The following is a 20,542-nucleotide window of genomic DNA, read 5'->3' as shown; positions in this document are numbered from 1 at the left end:
CCTCGCCGCATAGGCATGCTGGGCGGCACGTTCGACCCGGTGCACATCGGCCATCTGCGTGGTGCGCTGGAAGTCGCCGAGTCGCTGGCGCTTGATGAGTTGCGCCTGACACCCAGTGCCCGGCCGCCGCATCGCGGTACGCCGCAGGTGTCGGCCAAAGACCGCCTGGCCATGGTCGAGCGCGCGGTGGCCGGTGTGGCGCCGTTGGTGGTGGATGCCCGCGAATTGCAGCGGGACAAACCGTCCTACACTATCGATACTCTGGAACTGATGCGCGCCGAACTGGCCGTCCAGACCCAGGTTTTTCTACTTTTGGGCTGGGACGCATTTTGCGGCCTGCCCACTTGGCATCGCTGGGAAGAGTTGCTCCAGCATTGCCACATCCTGGTGCTGCAACGCCCGGATGCCGACAGCGAACCGCCGGATGCCTTGCGCAACCTGCTGGCGGCGCGCTCGGTGAGCGACCCGCTGGCCCTAAATGGGCCGAGCGGACAGATTGCATTCGTCTGGCAGACACCGCTCGCGGTATCCGCCACCCAGATCCGTCAACTGCTGGCCAGCGGTAAGTCGGTACGTTTCCTGGTGCCCGACGCGGTCCTGGCCTACATCGATGCGCACGGACTTTACCGTGCGTCGAACTGAAAAGAGGCGCGCTTCAAGCACGTGATCACGTGTATCGAAGCCCCCGAACATACGAGCAAAACGAGTTTTATATGACTGACAAAGACGTAGCTAAAGTAAAGCGCAAAGGCACATTCAAAAGCGCGCCACTGCCAGTAGAGGCTCCAACCGGGCCGGAGCTGCGTGGTGAAGAACTGGTCAAGGTTGCCGTAGCCGCCCTGGAAGACGTCAAGGCCCAGGACATCCAGGTGATCGACGTTCGTGAAAAGCAGAGCATCACTGACTTCATGATCATCGCTACCGGTACCTCCAACCGTCAGATCGGCGCGATGCTGGACAAGGTTCGCGAAGCCGTCAAAGCCCAGGGCGTCAAGCCATTGGGTGAAGAAGGCAAGGGCGACAGCGACTGGGTCCTGCTGGACATGGACGACGTCATCGTTCACATGATGACCGCCTCCGCTCGCCAGTTCTACGACCTGGAACGTCTGTGGTCCGGCGCTGAACAGAGCCGTGCGCTGAACGCGGCTCACCACAGCCCGGAAAACACCCACGAGCATTTCATCAAGCTCAACAAAGACCAGCAATAAGGGCCCGCTGTGCGACTGCGACTGATCGCCGTCGGTTCACGGATGCCCAAGTGGGTGGAAGAAGGCTGGCATGAATATGCCAAGCGTCTTCCGTCCGAGCTGGCGCTGGAACTGGTGGAAATACCGCTCAACACCCGTGGCAAGAACGCCGACGTGGCGCGCTTCATCCGTCAGGAAGGCGAAGCCATGCTGGCCAAGGTCGGGCCAAATGAGCGTGTTGTCACCCTCGAAGTCCACGGCAAGCCCTGGAGCACTGAGCAGCTGGCGGTCGAGCTCGATCGTTGGCGCCTGGACTCGCGCACGGTGAATTTCATGGTCGGCGGCCCCGAAGGGCTGGCGCCGGAAGTCTGTGCCCGAGCCGATCAGCGCTGGTCATTGTCGCCGTTGACGTTGCCGCACCCGCTGGTGCGTATTCTGATCGGCGAACAGCTGTATCGTGCCTGGACGGTCTTGTCCGGCCACCCTTACCACAAGTAGTTCTGCCCTCATGTCTCAGCCGATCCGTATCAAGGACCACGAAAAAGACGCCCGTCTGGTGCGTGGCCGTGTCGTGTTCGGTGCCATTGCAGTCGTGACGCTGATTTGCGTGCTGATCGCGCGGCTGTATTTCCTTCAGGTCATCCAGTACGAGTACCACTCGACCCTGTCGGAAAACAATCGCGTGCATGTGCAGCCGATTCCGCCCACGCGCGGGCTGATTTTCGACCGCAATGGCGTGGTAATCGCCGACAACCGGCCCAGCTTCAGCCTGAGCATGACCCGCGAACGCTCTGGCGAGTGGCAACAAGTGCTCGACGTGATCGTCCAAGTGCTGGAGTTGACTCCAGAGGATCGGGTGATCTTCGAGAAACGCATGCGTCAGGGGCGTCGGCCGTTCGAGCCGGTGCCGATCCTGTTCGAGCTGACCGAAGAACAGATCGCACGTATCGCGGTGAATCAGTTCCGTCTGCCGGGCGTGGAAGTGGTCGCGCAGTTGGTTCGTCACTATCCGCAAGGTGCGCATTTTGCGCACTCGGTGGGATATATGGGGCGGATCAACGAGAAAGAGCTCAAGTCTCTGGATCCGGTGAGTTATAGCGGCACCCATCAAATCGGCAAAACCGGCATTGAACGCTTCTACGAACCCGAGCTGCACGGACAGGTCGGTTACGAGGAAGTCGAAACCAACGCTCGGGGCCGCGTATTGCGCGTACTCAAGCGTACCGATCCGATTCCTGGCAAGGACATTGTCCTGAGCCTGGACATCAAATTGCAGGAAGCCGCCGAGACCGCACTTGGCGGACGTCGTGGCGCCGTCGTGGCACTGGACCCGAAAACCGGTGAAGTGCTGGCGATGGTCAGTCAACCGAGTTTCGATCCGAACCTGTTCGTCACCGGCATCAGTTCCAAGGCCTATTCGGAGCTCCGCGACTCCATCGACCGGCCGCTGTTCAACCGCGTGCTGCGTGGTCTCTATCCGCCGGGTTCTACCATCAAGCCGGCCGTGGCGATTGCCGGTCTGGATTCTGGTGTGGTTACCGCGTCGACGCGCGTGTTCGACCCCGGCTACTACCAACTGCCCAACTACGATCACAAATACCGTAACTGGAACCGTACCGGCGACGGCTATGTGGATCTGGACACGGCGATCATGCGCTCCAACGACACCTACTTCTATGACCTGGCCCACAAGCTGGGGATCGATCGGTTGTCGGCGTATCTGGGCAAGTTCGGCATTGGCCAGAAGGTCTCGCTGGACATGTTCGAAGAATCGCCAGGCCTGATGCCGTCCCGCGAATGGAAGCGTGCGACCCGTCGCCAGGCCTGGTTCCCGGGTGAAACCCTGATTCTCGGGATCGGCCAGGGCTACATGCAATCCACGCCGCTGCAACTGGCCCAGGCCACGGCGCTGGTGGCCAACAAAGGTGTGTGGAACCGTCCGCACCTGGCCAAGACCGTAGAAGGCGAGAGGCCCAAGGATGAAAACCCGATGCCGGACATCGTCCTGCGCGATCCATCGGACTGGACCAAGGTCAATCACGGTATGCAGCAAGTGATGCACGGCGCTCGCGGTACGGCGCGCAAGGCCTCGATTGGCGCGCAATACCGGATTGCCGGTAAAAGTGGTACGGCCCAGGTGGTCGCGATCAAGCAGGGCGAAAAGTACGACCGCTCCAAGGTTCAGGAACGTCACCGTGACCACGCCTTGTTTGTCGGTTTTGCGCCGGCCGATAACCCGCAAATCGTGGTGTCTGTGATGGTCGAGAACGGCGAATCCGGTTCCGGTGTCGCCGCGCCAGTGGTGCGTCAAGTCATGGACGCTTGGCTCCTGGACCAGGACGGACGCCTTAAAGCCGAGTACGCCAGCCCTATCAGTGCAGAGGCTACAGCCCGTGATGAATAATTTCGATCGCATGCTCTCCAGCGAGGATGTGATGCGTCGCCGTGCAACGCTGTTGCAGCGCCTGCACATTGATGGTCCGTTGTTGATTCTGCTGCTGACCCTCGCGGCCGGCAGCCTGTTCGTGCTGTATTCGGCCAGCGGCAAAAGCTGGGACCTGCTGGCCAAGCAAGCGACTTCGTTTGGCATCGGCCTGGTGTCGATGATCGTCATCGCGCAGTTCGAGCCGCGATTCATGGCGCGCTGGGTGCCGGTCGGTTATGTGCTCGGCGTGCTGTTGCTGGTGGTGGTGGACGTCATGGGTCACAACGCCATGGGCGCTACGCGCTGGATCAACATCCCCGGCGTGATCCGCTTCCAGCCCTCGGAGTTCATGAAGATCCTGATGCCGGCGACCATCGCCTGGTACCTGTCCAAGCGCACCTTGCCACCGCAACTCAAGCACGTAGCGGTCAGTCTGTTCCTGATCGGTTTGCCGTTCATCCTGATTGTGCGTCAGCCGGACCTGGGTACATCGCTGCTGATCCTGGCAGGCGGTGCGTTTGTGCTGTTTATGGGTGGCTTGAAGTGGCGCTGGATCATCAGCGTGATCGCCGCCGCCGTTCCGGTGGCCGTGGCGATGTGGTTCTTCATCATGCACGACTACCAGAAACAGCGAATCCTGACCTTCCTCGACCCGGAGAGTGATCCGTTGGGGACTGGCTGGAACATCATTCAGTCGAAAGCCGCCATTGGTTCCGGCGGTGTGTTTGGCAAAGGTTGGCTGCTGGGCACCCAGTCGCACCTTGACTTCCTGCCGGAAAGCCACACTGACTTCATCATTGCGGTATTGGGCGAAGAGTTCGGCCTGGTCGGCATTTGCGCCTTGCTGCTGATCTACCTGCTGTTGATCGGACGAGGGCTGGTGATTACTGCCCAGGCCCAGACATTGTTCGGCAAATTGCTCGCGGGTAGTTTGACCATGACGTTTTTTGTTTACGTTTTCGTCAACATCGGTATGGTCAGTGGCCTGTTGCCGGTGGTGGGGGTGCCGTTGCCGTTCATTAGCTACGGAGGAACTTCGCTGGTAACGCTGCTGTCAGCGTTTGGGGTTTTGATGTCGATCCATACCCATCGTAAGTGGATCGCACAGGTTTGAATAAGGTGAAGATTTCAATGCAAGTAATGCGTGGCTGGGCGACTCGATACGCGCCGTGGGTCGGCCTGGTAAGCATCCTTGGCACAGCGCAGGACGCGTTGGCCGGCGATTACGAAGGCTCCCCCCAGGTGGCCGAATTCGTCGGTGAAATGACCCGTGACTACGGTTTCGCCGGTGAGCAGCTGATGGAGGTGTTCCGCGAAGCCGAGCGCAAGCAGTCGATTCTGGACGCGATCTCGAAACCCGCCGAACGGGTCAAGCAGTGGAACGAATACCGGCCGATGTTCATTACCGACGCGCGCATCGCCCGCGGAGTGGACTTCTGGCGTCAGCACGAAGCAGTCCTCGCGCGTGCCGAGCAGGAATACGGCGTACCGGCGCAGGTGATTGTCTCGATCATCGGCGTTGAAACCTTTTTCGGCCGTAATACCGGCAATTACCGGGTGATCGATGCGTTGTCGACTCTGGGTTTCGACTATCCTCCCCGTGCCGAGTTTTTCCGCAAGGAACTGCGTGAGTTCTTGCTACTGGCCCGGGAAGAACAGGTCGATCCGTTGACCCTCAAGGGCTCCTATGCCGGCGCCATGGGCTTGCCGCAGTTCATGCCGAGCAGCTTTCGCGCTTATGCAGTGGACTTCGACGGCGATGGCCACATCAATATCTGGAACAACCCGGACGATGCCATTGGCAGCGTCGCCAGTTACTTCAAGCGTCACGGCTGGGTGGCCGGCGAACCGGTGGTCAGCCGCGCCGATGTGCGAGGCGAGCAGGTGGATGAAGGTTTGACTACGGGTATCGAGCCGGTAAAAACCGTAGGGGAGTTGCGGGCGCTGGGGTGGTCAAGTCATGATGCGCTGCGCGATGATATGCCGGTCACGGCTTTCCGCCTGGAAGGTGACAATGGCCCCGAGTACTGGATGGGCCTGAAGAATTTCTACGCGATCACGCGTTATAACCGCAGCGTGATGTACGCCATGGCCGTACATCAACTGTCTGAACAGCTGGTCCAAGCACGGGGCGTCAAGTAATGCGGGCATTGCCTATGAATAAACCCCTGAAGCTCATGGCTTTCACCGCGTTGGCGGTGCTGCTTGCCAGTTGCTCGACCGGTCGTGCGCCGGCTCAGAAAACCTCGTCCACTGCCGTGCGCTCGGCGCCGGGTCTGGACATCAACCGCGCCCACAAAGATGGGGCGCCGTGGTGGGATGTCGACGTATCGCGCATCCCGGATGCCACGCCGACCCTGCACAGCGGTCCTTACAAGGCCAACCCGTACACGGTGCTGGGCAAGACCTATTTCCCGTTGCAAGAATCCAAGACTTACGTTGCCTCGGGCACGGCGTCCTGGTACGGCACCAAGTTCCACGGCCAGAACACCGCCAATGGCGAGGTGTATGACCTGTACGGCATGAGTGCCGCACACAAGACATTGCCACTGCCAAGTTACGTCCGGGTGACCAACCTGGACAACAACAAGAGCGTGATCCTGCGGGTCAACGACCGTGGGCCGTTCTATTCGGACCGCATCATCGACTTGTCCTATGCCGCCGCCAAAAAACTCGGTTACGCCGAAATCGGCACCGCGCGGGTCAAGGTCGAGGGGATCGACCCGCAACAGTGGTGGGCACAAAAAGGCCGTCCGGCGCCTTTGATGCTCAACGAGCCGCAAGTCGCGCAAAATAGCGCCCCGGTGATTACGGCCTCGGCCGGCACCGTCGAGCAATGGACGCCGCCGCCGCAGCAACACGCCGCGGCCGTCGTGCCTGTTCAGCTTGATGCAAAAAAAAACGCTTCTGTACCAGCCTCTGGCCAGTATCTGCAGGTGGGCGCGTTCGCCAACCCGGACGCTGCAGAACTCCTGAGATCGAAGCTCAGCGGGATGGTGAGCGCTCCGGTGTTCATCAGCTCGATAGTGCGCAACCAACAGACACTGCATCGGGTGCGTCTGGGGCCGATCGGTTCTCCGGGTGAAATCCAGCAAGTGCAGAACAGCGTGCGCATGGCCAATCTCGGTTCGCCGAGCCTGGTCACCGCCGAATAATACGTAGTACCTGATTGACGGTTCGCTTGCGGTTTGGGGGGCGGACCTGGTTGTTGGCTCATGAAGAACAAAAGCCCGGCAAGGGTTATAGAGTGAACGACTGAATACGCGACAGCTCGTTAGAAAGCTGTCTGATTAGTTTTGCCTTCGGGCAGTTTCCATTAGCGATTTCGAGAGACGGATGAACATCACCACCTTTGCCAAACGCCTGTTCCTGTTAGTCCCGCTGCTCCTCTCGCCCGCCGCGTTTGCGGTCGAGGTGATGCCATCACCCCCACAACTGGCCGCCAAGGCCTATGTGCTCATGGATGCCAGCAGCGGCAACGTGCTGGTCGAGAACAATGGTGATCAGCGTTTGCCGCCCGCCAGCCTGACCAAGCTGATGACCGCGTACATCGCGACCCTGGAAATCCGTCGTGGCCAGATCGGCGAAAACGACCCGGTGACCGTCAGCGAAAACGCCTGGCGCACCGGCGGTTCGCGGATGTTCATCAAGGTGGGATCGCAGGTCACTGTCAGCGACCTGCTGCACGGCATCATCATTCAGTCGGGTAACGACGCCAGTGTTGCGCTCTCCGAGCACATCGCCGGCAGCGAAGACGCTTTCGCCGACGTGATGAACAAAACCGTGGCCGACCTGGGCATGACCAACACCCACTTCATGAACCCGACCGGTCTGCCAAACCCTGAGCACTACTCGTCGGCTCACGACATGGCCGTGCTGGCTCGCGCGATCATCCACGAAGACCCGGCTCACTACGCGATCTACTCGCAGAAAGAGTTCTTCTGGAACGGCATCAAGCAGCCAAACCGCAACCTGCTGCTGTGGCGTGACAAGACCGTCGACGGTCTGAAAACCGGTCACACCGACGAAGCCGGCTACTGCATGGTGTCTTCGGCTGTACGTGATGGCATGCGCCTGATCGCCGTGGTGTTCGGCACCAGCAGCGAAGTGGCTCGCGCCGCCGAAACCCAGAAGCTGCTGACTTACGGTTTCCGCTTCTTCGAAACCCAGACCTTCTATCAGAAAGGCGCCGAGCTGGCTCAGGCCCCTGTCTGGAAAGGCGCGACCAATCAAGTCAAAGCCGGCCTGGCTGAAGACCTGACCATGACCCTGCCAAAAGGCCAGCTGAAAAAGCTCGCCGCCAGCATGACCATGAACCCGCAACTGGTTGCGCCAATCGCCAAGGGCGACGTGATCGGTAAAGTCGAAGTGAAACTGGACGACAAAGTGGTGCACAGCGCCGATCTGATCGCTCTGGACGCTGTCGAGGAAGGTGGTATCTTCCGCCGCATGTGGGATAGCATCCGTCTATTCTTCTACAGCATCTTCAACTGAATACAGTGTGCACCTGCATGACTCCGCGCTGATCCGGCGCGGGGCATGCCCGTCGCCACGGCTTACGCTTACGAGGCCGTTACGCCATGACCGATACCGAAGTAAAGGCGCCAAAGATCGAATTTCCGAACGTTGATTACCCGGTCAAGGTGATCAGCGATACGGGTGTGGGCAACAAGGACAAGATCATCGAGATCGTCAAGAAGCATGCGACGATCAACCATGACCGCGTTGATGAGCGCCAAAGTACCAACGGTAAATACACCACGATTCAGTTGCACATTGTCGCCACCGATCAGGACCAGCTGTACAACATCAACAGCGAACTGCGGGCTACCGGCTTCGTGCACATGGTGTTGTGATGTCTGGCACGCTGGGCTTTCGTGAGCTCGGCCAGATGGCTTACGAGCCGGTCTGGCATGCCATGCAACGCTTCACCAACGAACGCGGCACCGAGGCTGCCGACGAAATCTGGTTGGTCGAACACCTACCGGTGTTTACCCAGGGGCAGGCCGGCAAGGCCGAGCACTTGTTGCTGCCGGGAGATATTCCGGTGGTGCAGGTCGACCGAGGCGGGCAGGTGACTTATCACGGCCCCGGCCAATTGGTGGCTTATCTGCTGCTGGACGTACGCAAACTGGGGTTTGGCGTACGTGACCTGGTCACACGCATGGAACTGTGCCTGATCGAACTGCTGGCGAGTTACGGCGTCACTGCTGTCGCCAGGCCGGACGCGCCGGGTGTCTACGTCGACGGGGCGAAAATCGCGTCCCTGGGGCTGCGGATCCGCCACGGTTGTTCCTTTCATGGCCTGGCCCTGAACGTGGACATGAACCTGGAACCGTTTCGACGGATTAATCCCTGCGGCTACGCCGGGCTGGCGATGACCCAGCTGAGCGATCACGCAGGACCGATTGAATTTGCCGAGGTAAGTGCCCGGCTGCGCGCGCAGCTCGTCAAACACCTCGACTATGCTGAGCAGACGACCCTAACGGGCGGAATCGACTGATATGACTACTGATGCAGTGCAAACCATGATCCCGACGCTCGATGTCACCGAGCGTCCGGCCCCGCGTGCCAAGGTTGAAGCCGGCGTCAAGCTGCGCGGCGCCGAGAAGGTTGCACGTATCCCGGTGAAGATCATTCCGACCACCGAACTGCCGAAAAAACCTGACTGGATTCGCGTGCGCATCCCGGTTTCCCCGGAAGTCGACCGCATCAAGGCCCTGCTGCGCAAGCACAAGCTGCACAGCGTGTGCGAAGAAGCGTCCTGCCCGAACCTGGGCGAGTGTTTCTCCGGCGGCACCGCGACGTTCATGATCATGGGCGACATCTGCACCCGTCGCTGCCCGTTCTGCGACGTCGGCCACGGCCGTCCGAAACCACTGGACGTCAACGAGCCGCAAAGCCTGGCCATCGCCATTGCCGACCTGAAGCTCAAGTACGTGGTGATCACCTCGGTCGACCGCGACGACCTGCGTGACGGCGGTGCCCAGCACTTTGCCGACTGCATCCGCGAGATCCGCAAGCTGTCGCCAAACGTGCAGCTGGAAACCCTGGTCCCGGATTACCGTGGCCGTATGGACGTGGCGCTGGAAATCACCGCCGCCGAGCCGCCAGATGTATTCAACCACAACCTGGAAACCGTTCCACGCCTGTACAAGGCCGCGCGTCCGGGTTCGGATTACCAGTGGTCGCTGACCCTGCTGCAACGCTTCAAGCAGATGATGCCGCACATTCCGACCAAGTCCGGCCTGATGCTGGGTCTGGGCGAAACCGACGAAGAAGTCATCGAAGTCATGAAGCGCATGCGCGAACACGACATCGACATGCTGACCCTGGGCCAGTACCTGCAACCGTCCCGCAGCCACTTGCCGGTGCAGCGTTTCGTGCACCCGGACACCTTCGCCTGGTTCGCCGAGGAAGGTTATAAGATGGGCTTCAAGAACGTCGCGTCGGGCCCGTTGGTACGCTCCTCTTACCACGCCGACGAGCAAGCGAAGCTGGTTAAAGCCGAGCTGATATCGTCCTTGTAATGTGGCGATGACATAAAAGGCGCCCGCATGGCTTTTCAGGCTTTGCGGGCGTTTTTTTGCCTGGCCTGCGCCAGCCAGTGTTTTTTCCTGCAACCGGCGGGCGACTGAGCCTCTTCTGTTTGTCCCCGTTCCTGACTACTGTGTGCTGAAGATTTTCGCGCAGGGAGATTCATGGATGACCGTTCGACCGACCCACACGTTGTATCCGCATAAACCTGTTCCGGCCTTGCCGTCGGAAGGGCTGATCGGCGTGATTGCACCCGCCGGCCCTGCCGGGCTGGACACTGACAAAGCAATCGCCTGGATGCGCGCCCGCGGCTATGCGTTGCGGGTGTTTCCAGGGGTGTATGAGCAGGAGGGTTATCTGGCCGGCAGTGACGAGGTGCGGCTCAAAGATCTGCACGCGGCGTTCGCTGATCCCGAGGTGGATGCCATCATTTGCCTGCGCGGTGGTTACGGCACGCCGCGGTTGCTCGATCGTATAGATTTTGAACTGCTGCAAAACAACGCCAAACCGTTTATCGGGTACAGCGACATCACGGCGCTGCACCTGGCGATCAGTCGATATGCCGGTTTCGTGACCTTCCATGGTCCGCTGCTCAATGCCGATTTGCTGGGCGACAAACAGCAGCCTACCGAGTCGTCGTTTTTCAACATGCTCAGGGGGCAGGTAAAGGCCGGTAGCGTCATTGCGCACCCGGTTGCCTGGCCGTTGACCACGATTGAGCCTGGCATCGCTCACGGTCGTTTGCTGGGCGGAAACCTGTCGATGATTGCCGCGACCATGGGCACGCCTTACGAATTGGAAGCCGAGGGCGTGATCCTGTTGATCGAGGACGTCAACGAGCCGTTGTATCGCATAGACCGGCTCCTCACCCATTTGCGTCTGGCGGGTGCGCTGGGCAAGCTGCGAGGCGTCCTGGTAGGGGACGTGGCGGGGGTTGATGCGGTCGCGCTGGAACGGTTGCTCAAGCAGACTTTCGAGTCCTTGCGGATTCCGGTGCTGTCCGGGTGGCGCAGCGGGCATTGTGATCCGAACCTGACGTTACCGATGGGGGCGTTGGTTCGATTGGATGCGGGGAAAAAGGAGTTGGTGTTGGAGCAGGATGTGGTGGTCAGGCGCTAGCGTTTCGTCGTCTGATAGTCAGTCATCGTCGGAACGCCGCAGGGAGCAAGCTCCCACATTAGTTCCGTGAACGACACAAAACCTGTGGGAACCTGCCTTGCTCCGGGCGGCGTTCCGATGATGCTTTTAGCGGTTACGCAGTCCTTCCAGCAGTTTGTGCGTCGGGTACCCATCCGCCGGCCAGCCAAACGACTGCTGTGCGCTGCGGATCGCTTTGCGGGTGTTGGCGCCGATAATGCCATCCGGGGTGCCCGCGTCGTAGTTCTGCGCACTCAAAAGGCTTTGCAATTCCATGCGCTCGGTTCGGCTCAACGGCAAGTCATCTTTTGGCCAGGTGCCGCTGATCAGCCCCCCACCATTGAAGCGTTCTGACAACAGGCTTACCGCCAACGCATAGGACGACGAGTTGTTGTACTTGAGAATCGCGCGGAAGTTGTCGAGGACCAGGAACGCCGGGCCGCGATAACCGGCCGGCAGCAGCAGGGCCGCGGAAAGGTGTTCCGAGCCTGGCGGCACCTGAGCGCCAGCGGGCAGCGAAACCCCCAGCTGTAACCATTCGGCGACGCTTTTGCGAATCGTGCCATCGGCCAGAACGTAGTTGAAACTGCCCGGTAGCTGCACTTCAAAGCCCCATGGCTGGCCTTTCTGCCAGCCGGAGCTCTGCAGGTAGTGCGCGGTCGAGGCCAGGGCGTCAGCGGGGCTGTTCCAGATGTCACGGCGACCGTCACCATCGAAGTCGACAGCGTGGGTGTTGTAAGTCGTCGGGATGAATTGGGTCTGGCCCATGGCACCGGCCCAGGAGCCGAGCATTTTCTCGGGGGTGATGTCGCCCTGTTGCAGGATTTGCAGGGCGGCGATCAGTTGATCGTGGGCAAAGCCCGGGCGCCGGCCTTCATACGCCAGAGTCGCCAGCGAGTTGATGACCGACTTGCTGCCCTGGAACTGACCGAAGTTACTTTCCATGCCCCACACTGACACCAGTGCCTGGCGGTCGACGCCATAACGCTGTTCGATGCTTTGCAGGATGGCCGCGTTTTCACTGAGCAGCGTCTGGCCTTTACGTACTCGCAGCGGAGAAAGGGCGCCGTCGAGATATTCCCACACCGGCCGGGAAAATTCCGGTTGGCTGCGGTCGGCCCGGATTACGCTCGGGTCGAAGCTAACATTGGCAAAGGCGCGGTCGAACAGATCGGCGCGGATACCGGCAGCCAGTGCGTCTTTGCGGAAACCCGCTTGCCATTCGACGAACGTCTGGGTGGGCTGGATGTCGAGGTTTTCTCCGGCCGGCACCACGGGCGGAATGACCGCGGGGGCTGTCGCGACGGGAAGGGTTTGCAGCGGCTGGGCGTCGGCGGCGGTTGGTTTTTCCGCGCAGGCGACAAGCAAAATGAGGCTGGAGGCAGCGATCAGTTGGCGAACGGGCCAACGACGGGAAAGACTAAGGGGCATGCACAGGTCCAGAAGGTACGAATCAGGTACAGACCTTAACATGTCGAAGGGGCTTTCTGCTTTACGCAGCCAGAAAGTAAGAAGCCTCCCAGCTATTAGACTGGAAGGCTTCGCGGCGGTAGCTGCCTTTGCCCTTGCCGGCTCGTTCCTGACGGCTGCGGAACAGTGGCTGGGCGATGATGGACTTGGCCTTGTTGGGGCCATGCTTTGATGGCTTTTTGCTCATGATGATTCTCGCAAGTGGGTGGGTTTTGCGGGGCAAATCATCGGCTGAAGTGGGGGTTCTGTCTAGTCCCACATTATTCGGCGGGCAAGGTCAGGCGCTGGCCGGCCATCAGCAGTGACAATCGGCTGAGGCTCATCCACGGCGAGCCTGCCGCCTGACCCTTGATCTGCGCATCAATGCGCTGTGCTTCCAGCAACAACTGCGCCCAGCGTTGCGCCGAGTAACGTTGCAGGGCTTTGCTCATCAGGGGTTTGCGCTTGTCCCAGATGGGCGGTCGGGCCGAGCTGAACGCCTTCTCCAGCGGCACGCCCTGGCTGTATTGCAACGACAGGTTGGCCAGCAGACGCAGCTCGCGGGCCAGCGCCCAGAGAATCACCGGCGGTTCGACACCCTCGCCGCGCAGCCCCTCGAGCATGCGCAGCGCATGGGCCGCTTCGCCATTAAGGATGGCGTCCGTCAGGCCGAATACATCGAAACGTGCGCTGTCGGCCACAGCGGCCTGAACGGTTTCGACGGTGATCTGCCCACCTTCGGCCATCAATTTGAGCTTTTCGATTTCCTGCGCGGCGGCGAGCAGGTTGCCCTCGACGCGGGCGGCAATCAGTTCGACCGCGTCCTGGCTGGCCGACAACCCGGCCTGTGACAGGCGTTGGCGGATCCAGCTTGGCAACTGATTGGCATCCACTGGCCAGATTTGCACGAACTGAGTGTGCTGACCTTCGACCAGCGCCTTGCCCCACTTGGTCTTTTGCGCACTGCCATCGAGCTTGGGCAAGCTGATCAGCAATATCGTGTCTTCGGCCGGTCGCGAGCAGTATTCGATGAAGGCGGCAGCGCCCTTGTCACCGGGTTTGCCGGAGGGCAGGCGCAGTTCCAGCAGGCGCTTTTCGGCGAACAACGACATGCTCGCACCCGCCTGCAACAACGTGCCCCAGTCGAAACTGGCATCGGCGGCGAAGACCTGGCGTTCATCGAACCCCTGTTGGCGTGCGGCGGCACGAATGGCGTCGGCCGCTTCCTGGCACAACAACGGGTCATCGCCGCTGATGATGTAGACGGGCGCCAGGGCACCTTGCAGGTGTTTACCGAGTTGGGCAGGGGCAAGTTTCATAAGAGAGGGCCAACGGGGTGCCGAAGCACCCCGAAAGTCTTACTGTTGCGGAATCTGGACAGGCGACTGGCGCGGAGTATTCGCTTCAGCCTTCTGTGCAGCTTCCAGCGCCTGCGCTTCGGCCTTGGCCTTGGCTTCGGCGGTCTGCTGCAACTGGTCCAGTTGAGCCGGAGTGATCTGTTGCAGACGCAGCATCATGCGCTGAATCAGCTCGCGACGGGTTTCTGTGCGGGCGGTGACGGCGTCCTGGTCGGAGCCCGCCAGATTGTTGCCGTCATGCATGTAGATCTTTTGCACTTCGAGCTTGTCGCTTATCAGCGGCAGGTCGTGTGCGCCACGAATGTCGTAATTCAGAACGGTGGTTAACTGGTATTCGCCAGTATGGCCGCCACCTGCGTAGCTGATGATGCGCTGGCTTTCCTGCTCATCGGTCAGCACCAGTTTGTAAGGTGCACCGGCGTAGACCTTGACGCCATTGCCTTCCAGTACCTGACGCATTTGCTTCACGGTTTCGCCGTAGGCGTTACGGGCGCTCAGGTCGAGTTCCTTGATCGCCAGTTCAGTCGTGCCGGTGCCGCGCAGCTGGAAACCGCAGGCGCTCAACAGGACCGCAAGGCCCATCACCAGCAGATTGCGTTTGATCATTTTGTTGCTCCCCTTGAAACCATGTGGGCCGATCTTTCGGCCCGAAAGGTTTTACTCGGCGCCGGGCATGGCCCGGCGCCTGATCCAATTAGCTGGCGACGATGTTGACCAGTTTCCCGGGCACGACGATTACTTTGCGAATAGTCAGGCCGTCGACAAAGCGAAGCACGTTCTCGTTGATACGGGCCGCGGCTTCAACTTCTTCACGCGTCGCGCTGGCGGGCATTTCGATCTGGCCGCGCAGCTTGCCGTTGACCTGAATGACCAGCGTCAGGCTGTCCTGCACCAAGGCGTTCTCGTCCAGCACCGGCCAGGTGGCGTCGATCACCGGATCAGCGTGACCCAGTTGATTCCATAGCTCATGGCTGATGTGCGGCGTGATGGGCGCCAGCAGCAGCGTCACGGTTTCCAGACCTTCCTGAACCAGTGCGCGATCCTGTTCGGTGCCTTGAGGGGCTTTTTCCAGCACGTTCATCAACGTCATCACCTGGGCGATGGCCGTGTTGAATTTGTGGTTCTGGCCGACGTCGTGGCTGGCCTGCTTGATGGCCTGGTGGATCGAACGGCGAATGACTTTCTGCTCATCGTTCAGGCCGGCGACGTCCAGTTTGCCCGGCAGGCCCTGAGTAACGTGGGCTTGAGCCAGACGCCAGACGCGCTTGAGGAAACGGTGCGAACCTTCCACTCCGGAGTCGGACCATTCCGCGCTCATGTCAGGTGGCGAGGCGAACATCATGAACAGGCGGCAAGTGTCTGCGCCGAACTGATCAATCATCGACTGTGGGTCAACACCGTTGTTCTTGGACTTGGCCATCTTCTCAGTGCCGCCGATTTCCACCGGCAGGCCGTCTGCGATCAGCTTGGCGCTGATGACCTTGGCCTTGCTGTCGCGTTCGAGTTCGACGTCCGCCGGGTTGAACCAGGTGTAGGCGCCGTTGGCTTCGCGACGATAGTAAGTTTCGGCGATCACCATGCCTTGGGTCAGCAGGTTCTTGAACGGCTCGTTGGAGCTCACCAGGCCTTCGTCGCGCATCAGCTTGTGGAAGAAGCGCGCGTACAGCAGGTGAAGAATCGCGTGTTCGATACCGCCGATGTACTGATCCACGGGCAGCCAATGGTCAGCTGCCGATTTTTCCACCAGGCCGCCCTCATAGTGCGGCGAGGCGTAACGGGCGTAGTACCAAGAGGACTCGACGAAGGTGTCCATGGTGTCGGTTTCACGCTTGGCAGGCTGGCCACATTTAGGGCAGCTGCATTCGTAGAACTCGGGCATGCGTGCGAGTGGCGAACCGGCGCCGTCGGGTACGACGTCTTCCGGCAGCACAACAGGCAGTTGATCTTCCGGCACCGGCACATCACCGCAAGTAGTGCAGTGGATGATCGGGATCGGGCAACCCCAATAGCGCTGGCGGCTGATGCCCCAGTCGCGCAGACGGAACTGGGTGCGCGAGGCACCAAGGTTTTTCTTGATCAGCGCAACTTCAATGGCGTCGAACGCGCCGGCGAAATCGAGGCCGTCGAATTCCGCGGAATTGATCAGCGTGCCGTGCTCGCCATAAGCGTCCTGCCACGGAGCCGGATTGGTATCACCTGCACTGGTGCGCACCACGGACTTGATCGGCAGGTTGTACTTGGTGGCGAACTCGAAATCACGTTCGTCGTGCGCCGGGACAGCCATGACTGCGCCATCGCCGTAGTGCATCAGCACATAGTTGGCGACCCACACCGGCAGTTTCTCGCCCGTCAGCGGATGCTCGACAAACAGCGAGGTCGGCAGGCCTTTCTTCTCTTGGGTGGCGACGTCAGCTTCAGCGACGCTGCCGCCCTTGCATTCAGCGATGAACGCTTGCAGCTCAGGATTGTTCTGCGCGGCCAGGGTGGCCAGCGGGTGTTCAGCGGCCACCGCAACGTAGGTCGCGCCCATCAGCGTGTCAGGACGGGTGGTGAATACTTTCAGCGCGCCGGCTTCGCCGATGGAATCGACGTTGTACGGGAACTGCACTTCCATGCCGCGGGACTTGCCAATCCAGTTGCGTTGCATGGTCTTGACCTGTTCGGGCCAGCCAGTCAGTTCGTCGAGGCTCTCCAGCAGCTCATCCGCGTAGGCGGTGATCTTGAAGTAGTACATCGGGATTTCGCGCTTTTCGATCAGCGCGCCGGAACGCCAGCCGCGACCATCGATCACCTGTTCGTTGGCCAGAACGGTCTGGTCGACCGGGTCCCAATTCACGGTGCCGCTTTTTTTGTAGATCACACCTTTTTCGAACAGGCGAGTGAACAGCCATTGTTCCCAGCGGTAGTAATCCGGCTTGCAGGTGGTCACTTCGCGGGACCAGTCCACCGCCAGGCCCAGGCTGCGCAGCTGGGTTTTCATGTAGGCGATGTTTTCGTAGGTCCATTTCGCGGGCGCTACGTTGTTCTTCATCGCGGCGTTTTCCGCCGGCATGCCGAAGGCGTCCCAACCCATGGGTTGCAGGACGTTCTTGCCTTGCATGCGCTGGTAGCGGGAGATCACGTCGCCGATGGTGTAGTTGCGCACGTGCCCCATGTGTAGCTTGCCGCTGGGGTAAGGGAACATCGACAGGCAGTAGAAGGTCTCCTTGCCTGGCTGTTCACTGACTTCAAAGGACTTTTGCTCGTCCCAGAACGACTGGGCGGCGGCTTCGATTTCACGGGGCTGATATTGTTCGTGCATGGCTACTTTTGAACTGAATAGGGGTGGCCTAATCCTCTTCAATGCGACGCTGGACGGTGATCACGCCAAATCGGCGTTTCGGTGCCCAGACGAGCTGGAAGTGGAGTTACAGGAAGCGCCGTAGCATACATGACCGCACTCTACCGAGGGAAACCCTGATTAAGGTCGCGCGTCTTGCAAAAACGGCCGCGAGGGCCGTTGGTCGCAGTGTTCAGCCGGTTTGTTCATGGAAGCTAAGCTCTAAATGGGGAGCGAGTCTTATCTTTAATGAGGTGAGGGATGGTTGAATCACAGCAAAAAGCCACAAAACCGGAGCTGTACGAAAGACTGATCGATCGTCTGGGAATGGCTTTGGACGCTGCAAAAACGGCTGGCCGGCTGCGCGATGAGCGCCCCCTGGAGCTAGAGCTGCGCGGCCTTAGCCCCGCCGAGTTTGAGTTGGTCAAAGCCTATCTGGATCGCAGTGAACGTGAAACGCACGGATGCTTATCAGCAGCAGTGAAGCAACTCGACGCACCACGTTCGGCCAAAGTCATCTGGCTCAAGGACAAAGTACCAGGCAGGGACGCTGTAAAGGTCCGGTCTCTGCAGTTCAAGTAAGGGCACTTGAGGTCATGGCCCGACTTCTTTTTAACGTCTGTGAAGCGTAGTTTTTCCATATCTGTTGTCGCATTGCGTCAACCCACTTAGGCTTCGGGCATCTCTGGAGATGCTCGATGCCTTTTCGATATTTTGTAAAACAACTTCTGCTGCCCCCCGGCATTCTTTTGCTGTTGCTGGGCCTTGCGTGGTGGTTGCGCCGCTCAAGGCCAAGGCTTGCGGGTGTGTGCTTTGCCCTGGGTTTCGGTGGCTTCTGGCTGATGAGTTTGCCCGTGGTGGTGCAGTGGAGTGCCAAAGCGCTTGAGCGCGAACCGCCGCTGCCACGCGACGAATGGGCGATGCTGGGCCAGCGTGCGGACGCCATTGTGGTGTTGGGTTCCGGGCGTGAGCGCGGCGACGTGGCGTGGGGCGCCGACCAGCCGACTGGTGTGGGGTTGGAGCGCGAGCGTTATGCGGCGCGTCTGGCCAAGGTGTCCGGATTGCCGATTCTGACCAGTGGTGGCCTGCATTACGGCACGCCACCTACCGAGGCGAAGATGATGGCGGACTCGTTGCTCGATGATTTCGGCGTGACGGTGCGCTGGCAAGAAGGGCGCAGCCGCACGACGTGGGAAAACGCGCAGTTCAGTGCCGAAGTGTTATTGCCTCAGGGCATCAAGCGGGTAGTGGTCGTCACTCAGGCGTGGCACATGCCGCGGTCTGTCTGGAGCTTCCAGAAGGCCGGGTTTGAAGTAGTGCCCGCGCCAGTGGGGTTTTTAGGTGTGGACAATGCCCGGCCACTGGGCGGCTGGATGCCGGAATTCAAATCGATCTGGCAGTCCGGGCAATTGCTGAATGAAGCGGTGGGGCAGATCGGGTATTCGCTTTTCTATCGCTGATCCCTTGTGGCGAGGGGGCTTGTCGGAGCGCCGCACCGCCTCGCTGGGTCGCGTAGCGGCCCCCTTACCCCCAGGGCCCAGGAGAAATGGGGCTGCTACGCAGTCCAACGGAGGCAGGCCCCCTCGCCACATTCAGACAGTTTTTGCCATCCGGCTGGCAATCAGCGCCCAGCCAAACAACAGCACGCAAACAATGATCAGCGGCCACGAACGCCATTGCAGGTACGGCGTCAGGTTGTGCATCGGCACCACTTCGCCGTAGAGGATGCCGCGTTCGAATTGCGGGATCTGCGCAGTTATCTGGCCAAACGGGTTAATCAGCCCGGATACGCCATTGTTGGTGGCGCGGATCATCCAGCGGCCCGCCTCAAGCGCACGCATCTGCGCCATTTGCAAATGTTGCAGTGGGCCGATGGAAGTGCCGAACCAGGTGTCGTTACTGATGGTCAGCAGCAAATCGCTGCGGGCCGCGAGGCTGGCGGCAAATTCCGGGTAGACCACTTCGTAGCAGATGAACGGCGCAATCTGATAACCCTTGGCCTGCAGCATCGGTTGATCGGCCGGCCCTCGCGCGAAATCGGACATGGGCAGGTCGAAGAACGCGATCAGCCCGCGCAGCACATCCTGCAGCGGCACGTATTCGCCGAATGGCACCAGCTTCTGCTTGAGGTAAGTGCCATCGCCTTCACCGACGACCGTAATGCCGTTAAAGAAGCGTTTCTCGTGACGTACTTCCTGGCGAATCGGTACACCGGTAATCAGCGCCGAATCCCGCTCGGCGGCGAAGTTGCCCATCATGGTCAGGTAGCCCTCGGCGGACGACTTGAGCACTGGCACGGCGGTTTCCGGCCAGATCAGCAAGTCGACGCGTTTGGAGCTGAAGCTCATGTCGCGGTACAGCTCCAGTTGCGCGTTGAGCTGCGCCGGGTCCCACTTCATGCTTTGTTCGATATTGCCTTGAATCGCCGCAACGCTGAGCGGTGGGCCCGACGGGCTGGTCCAGGCGTGTTCTTTCAAGGCCAGGCCGGCCACCCAAGGGCCAACGAGCAGCAATGCACCTGCCGCGATAAACCCTTTACGACCGGTGCGCACCAGGCGCAATGCGTTGTAGATCAGCGCGGCCGTCAGGGCGAGGGTAAAGGAGATCAGCCACATCCCGCCTAAAGGCGCGAGCCCGGCCAGTGGACCGTCGAGCTGACTGTAGCCGGAATAGAGCCACGGGAAACCGGTCAGGAACCAGCCGCGGAACGCTTCCTGGCCGACCCACAAGGCTGCAAACGCCATGGCATCTGCCAGCGGCGCTTCGTTGCGACGCAACCAGCGCGCCCAAATCCAGGCGGGCAGGGCAAAGAACCAGGCAATCGCTGCAGTGAACGCCAGCATCAGCAAGCCCGCCAGCAACACCGAAGCGCCACCGAAGTTGTGAATGCTGTAGTAGATCCAGCTGGTGCCGGCGCCGAACAGACCAAAACCGAAACACCAGCCACGACCCAGGGCCTGACGTGGGCTCAGTTCGCGTAAACCGGCGTAAAAGAAACCGACCGCCAGCAACGCCAACGGCCAGATATCGAACGGTGCCAGCGCCAGGGTGGTGAGTGCGCCGGCCGCCATGGCCAGCAGATTACCGGGCCAGCCGGGGCGGGTTATCCAGCGCATTTCAATCCTTAGAA

General features: G+C 60.3%; 20 protein-coding genes. 14 read left to right on the top strand and 6 right to left on the bottom strand.

Annotated features, from left to right (window positions below):
- Nucleotides 1-15: 15 nt before the first annotated feature.
- From nadD to NL116_RS27795, 12 genes are all read left to right on the top strand, one after another.
- Nucleotides 16-642: a nicotinate-nucleotide adenylyltransferase gene (gene nadD / locus NL116_RS27850; protein WP_494378146.1), complete on the top strand. Its 627-nt coding sequence runs from the start codon at nt 16-18 to the stop codon at nt 640-642.
- 71 nt (nt 643-713) lie between these two features.
- Nucleotides 714-1,208: a ribosome silencing factor gene (gene rsfS / locus NL116_RS27845; RefSeq protein WP_123433420.1), complete on the top strand. Its 495-nt coding sequence runs from the start codon at nt 714-716 to the stop codon at nt 1,206-1,208.
- Nucleotides 1,209-1,217: 9 nt separating this feature from the next.
- Nucleotides 1,218-1,685: a 23S rRNA (pseudouridine(1915)-N(3))-methyltransferase RlmH gene (gene rlmH, locus NL116_RS27840; RefSeq protein WP_007937439.1), complete on the top strand. Its 468-nt coding sequence runs from the start codon at nt 1,218-1,220 to the stop codon at nt 1,683-1,685.
- 10 nt (nt 1,686-1,695) lie between these two features.
- Nucleotides 1,696-3,591 carry a penicillin-binding protein 2 gene (gene mrdA, locus NL116_RS27835; RefSeq protein ID WP_494374911.1) on the top strand — a complete coding sequence of 632 codons (1,896 nt, stop codon included), beginning with the start codon at nt 1,696-1,698 and terminating at the stop codon, nt 3,589-3,591.
- 31 nt (nt 3,592-3,622) lie between these two features.
- Nucleotides 3,623-4,726, top strand: a complete 1,104-nt coding sequence (gene rodA / locus NL116_RS27830) for a rod shape-determining protein RodA (RefSeq protein WP_310270885.1) — start codon at nt 3,623-3,625, stop codon at nt 4,724-4,726.
- A 17-nt stretch (nt 4,727-4,743) separates the two neighbouring features.
- Entirely contained in the window at nt 4,744-5,754 is a 1,011-nt protein-coding gene (gene mltB / locus NL116_RS27825; protein WP_494374910.1) for a lytic murein transglycosylase B, read from the top strand.
- Nucleotides 5,754-6,767, top strand: coding sequence for a septal ring lytic transglycosylase RlpA family protein (locus NL116_RS27820; RefSeq protein ID WP_494374909.1), 1,014 nt, complete (start codon nt 5,754-5,756; stop codon nt 6,765-6,767). The genes mltB and NL116_RS27820 overlap by 1 nt, the downstream gene beginning before the upstream one ends.
- A gap of 181 nt (nt 6,768-6,948) precedes the next feature.
- Nucleotides 6,949-8,106 (top strand): D-alanyl-D-alanine carboxypeptidase family protein, encoded by a 1,158-nt coding sequence (locus NL116_RS27815; protein ID WP_494374908.1) that lies wholly within the window; start codon nt 6,949-6,951, stop codon nt 8,104-8,106.
- An 86-nt stretch (nt 8,107-8,192) separates the two neighbouring features.
- Nucleotides 8,193-8,468 (top strand): DUF493 domain-containing protein, encoded by a 276-nt coding sequence (locus tag NL116_RS27810; protein ID WP_003215438.1) that lies wholly within the window; start codon nt 8,193-8,195, stop codon nt 8,466-8,468.
- Nucleotides 8,468-9,115, top strand: a complete 648-nt coding sequence (lipB, locus tag NL116_RS27805; RefSeq protein WP_494374907.1) for a lipoyl(octanoyl) transferase LipB — start codon at nt 8,468-8,470, stop codon at nt 9,113-9,115. Before NL116_RS27810 ends, lipB begins: the two co-directional genes overlap by 1 nt.
- Nucleotide 9,116: 1 nt before the next feature.
- Entirely contained in the window at nt 9,117-10,142 is a 1,026-nt protein-coding gene (gene lipA / locus NL116_RS27800) for a lipoyl synthase (RefSeq protein WP_027924292.1), read from the top strand.
- Between the two features lie 175 nt (nt 10,143-10,317).
- Nucleotides 10,318-11,268: a S66 peptidase family protein gene (locus NL116_RS27795; protein WP_494374906.1), complete on the top strand. Its 951-nt coding sequence runs from the start codon at nt 10,318-10,320 to the stop codon at nt 11,266-11,268.
- A gap of 126 nt (nt 11,269-11,394) precedes the next feature.
- On the opposite strand, the gene NL116_RS27790 is transcribed toward NL116_RS27795, so the two are convergent.
- The 5 genes from NL116_RS27790 to leuS form a co-directional block, all read right to left on the bottom strand.
- Nucleotides 11,395-12,717, bottom strand: coding sequence for a lytic murein transglycosylase (locus NL116_RS27790; RefSeq protein WP_494374905.1), 1,323 nt, complete (start codon nt 12,715-12,717; stop codon nt 11,395-11,397).
- 61 nt (nt 12,718-12,778) lie between these two features.
- Nucleotides 12,779-12,943, bottom strand: coding sequence for an alternative ribosome rescue factor ArfA (arfA, locus tag NL116_RS27785; RefSeq protein WP_003176285.1), 165 nt, complete (start codon nt 12,941-12,943; stop codon nt 12,779-12,781).
- Nucleotides 12,944-13,016: 73 nt separating this feature from the next.
- The gene (gene holA / locus NL116_RS27780; RefSeq protein ID WP_494374904.1) at nt 13,017-14,054 is read right to left on the bottom strand and encodes a DNA polymerase III subunit delta; all 1,038 of its coding nucleotides are present in this window, start codon (nt 14,052-14,054) and stop codon (nt 13,017-13,019) included.
- Between the two features lie 39 nt (nt 14,055-14,093).
- On the bottom strand, nt 14,094-14,699 hold the full coding sequence (locus NL116_RS27775; RefSeq protein ID WP_494374903.1) for an LPS-assembly lipoprotein LptE: 606 nt from the start codon (nt 14,697-14,699) through the stop codon (nt 14,094-14,096).
- An 88-nt stretch (nt 14,700-14,787) separates the two neighbouring features.
- Nucleotides 14,788-17,394 carry a leucine--tRNA ligase gene (gene leuS / locus NL116_RS27770; RefSeq protein WP_494374902.1) on the bottom strand — a complete coding sequence of 869 codons (2,607 nt, stop codon included), beginning with the start codon at nt 17,392-17,394 and terminating at the stop codon, nt 14,788-14,790.
- Nucleotides 17,395-17,673: 279 nt separating this feature from the next.
- Here leuS and NL116_RS27765 point away from each other — a divergent pair, with 279 nt between their 5' ends.
- Nucleotides 17,674-17,994, top strand: coding sequence for a hypothetical protein (locus tag NL116_RS27765; RefSeq protein ID WP_494374901.1), 321 nt, complete (start codon nt 17,674-17,676; stop codon nt 17,992-17,994).
- Between the two features lie 116 nt (nt 17,995-18,110).
- Complete coding sequence (locus NL116_RS27760; RefSeq protein WP_494374900.1) at nt 18,111-18,872, top strand: YdcF family protein; 762 nt, start codon at nt 18,111-18,113, stop codon at nt 18,870-18,872.
- Nucleotides 18,873-19,004: 132 nt separating this feature from the next.
- Here the strand turns inward: NL116_RS27760 and lnt are convergent, their stop codons facing one another.
- Nucleotides 19,005-20,528, bottom strand: a complete 1,524-nt coding sequence (gene lnt, locus NL116_RS27755) for an apolipoprotein N-acyltransferase (protein ID WP_494374899.1) — start codon at nt 20,526-20,528, stop codon at nt 19,005-19,007.
- Between the last annotated feature and the right edge of the window lie 14 nt (nt 20,529-20,542).

It is taken from the genome of Pseudomonas sp. FBCC-B1667 (assembly GCF_059133255.1).
Note: the sequence above shows the minus strand (reverse complement) of the source record. Positions and strands in the feature narration are given on the sequence as shown.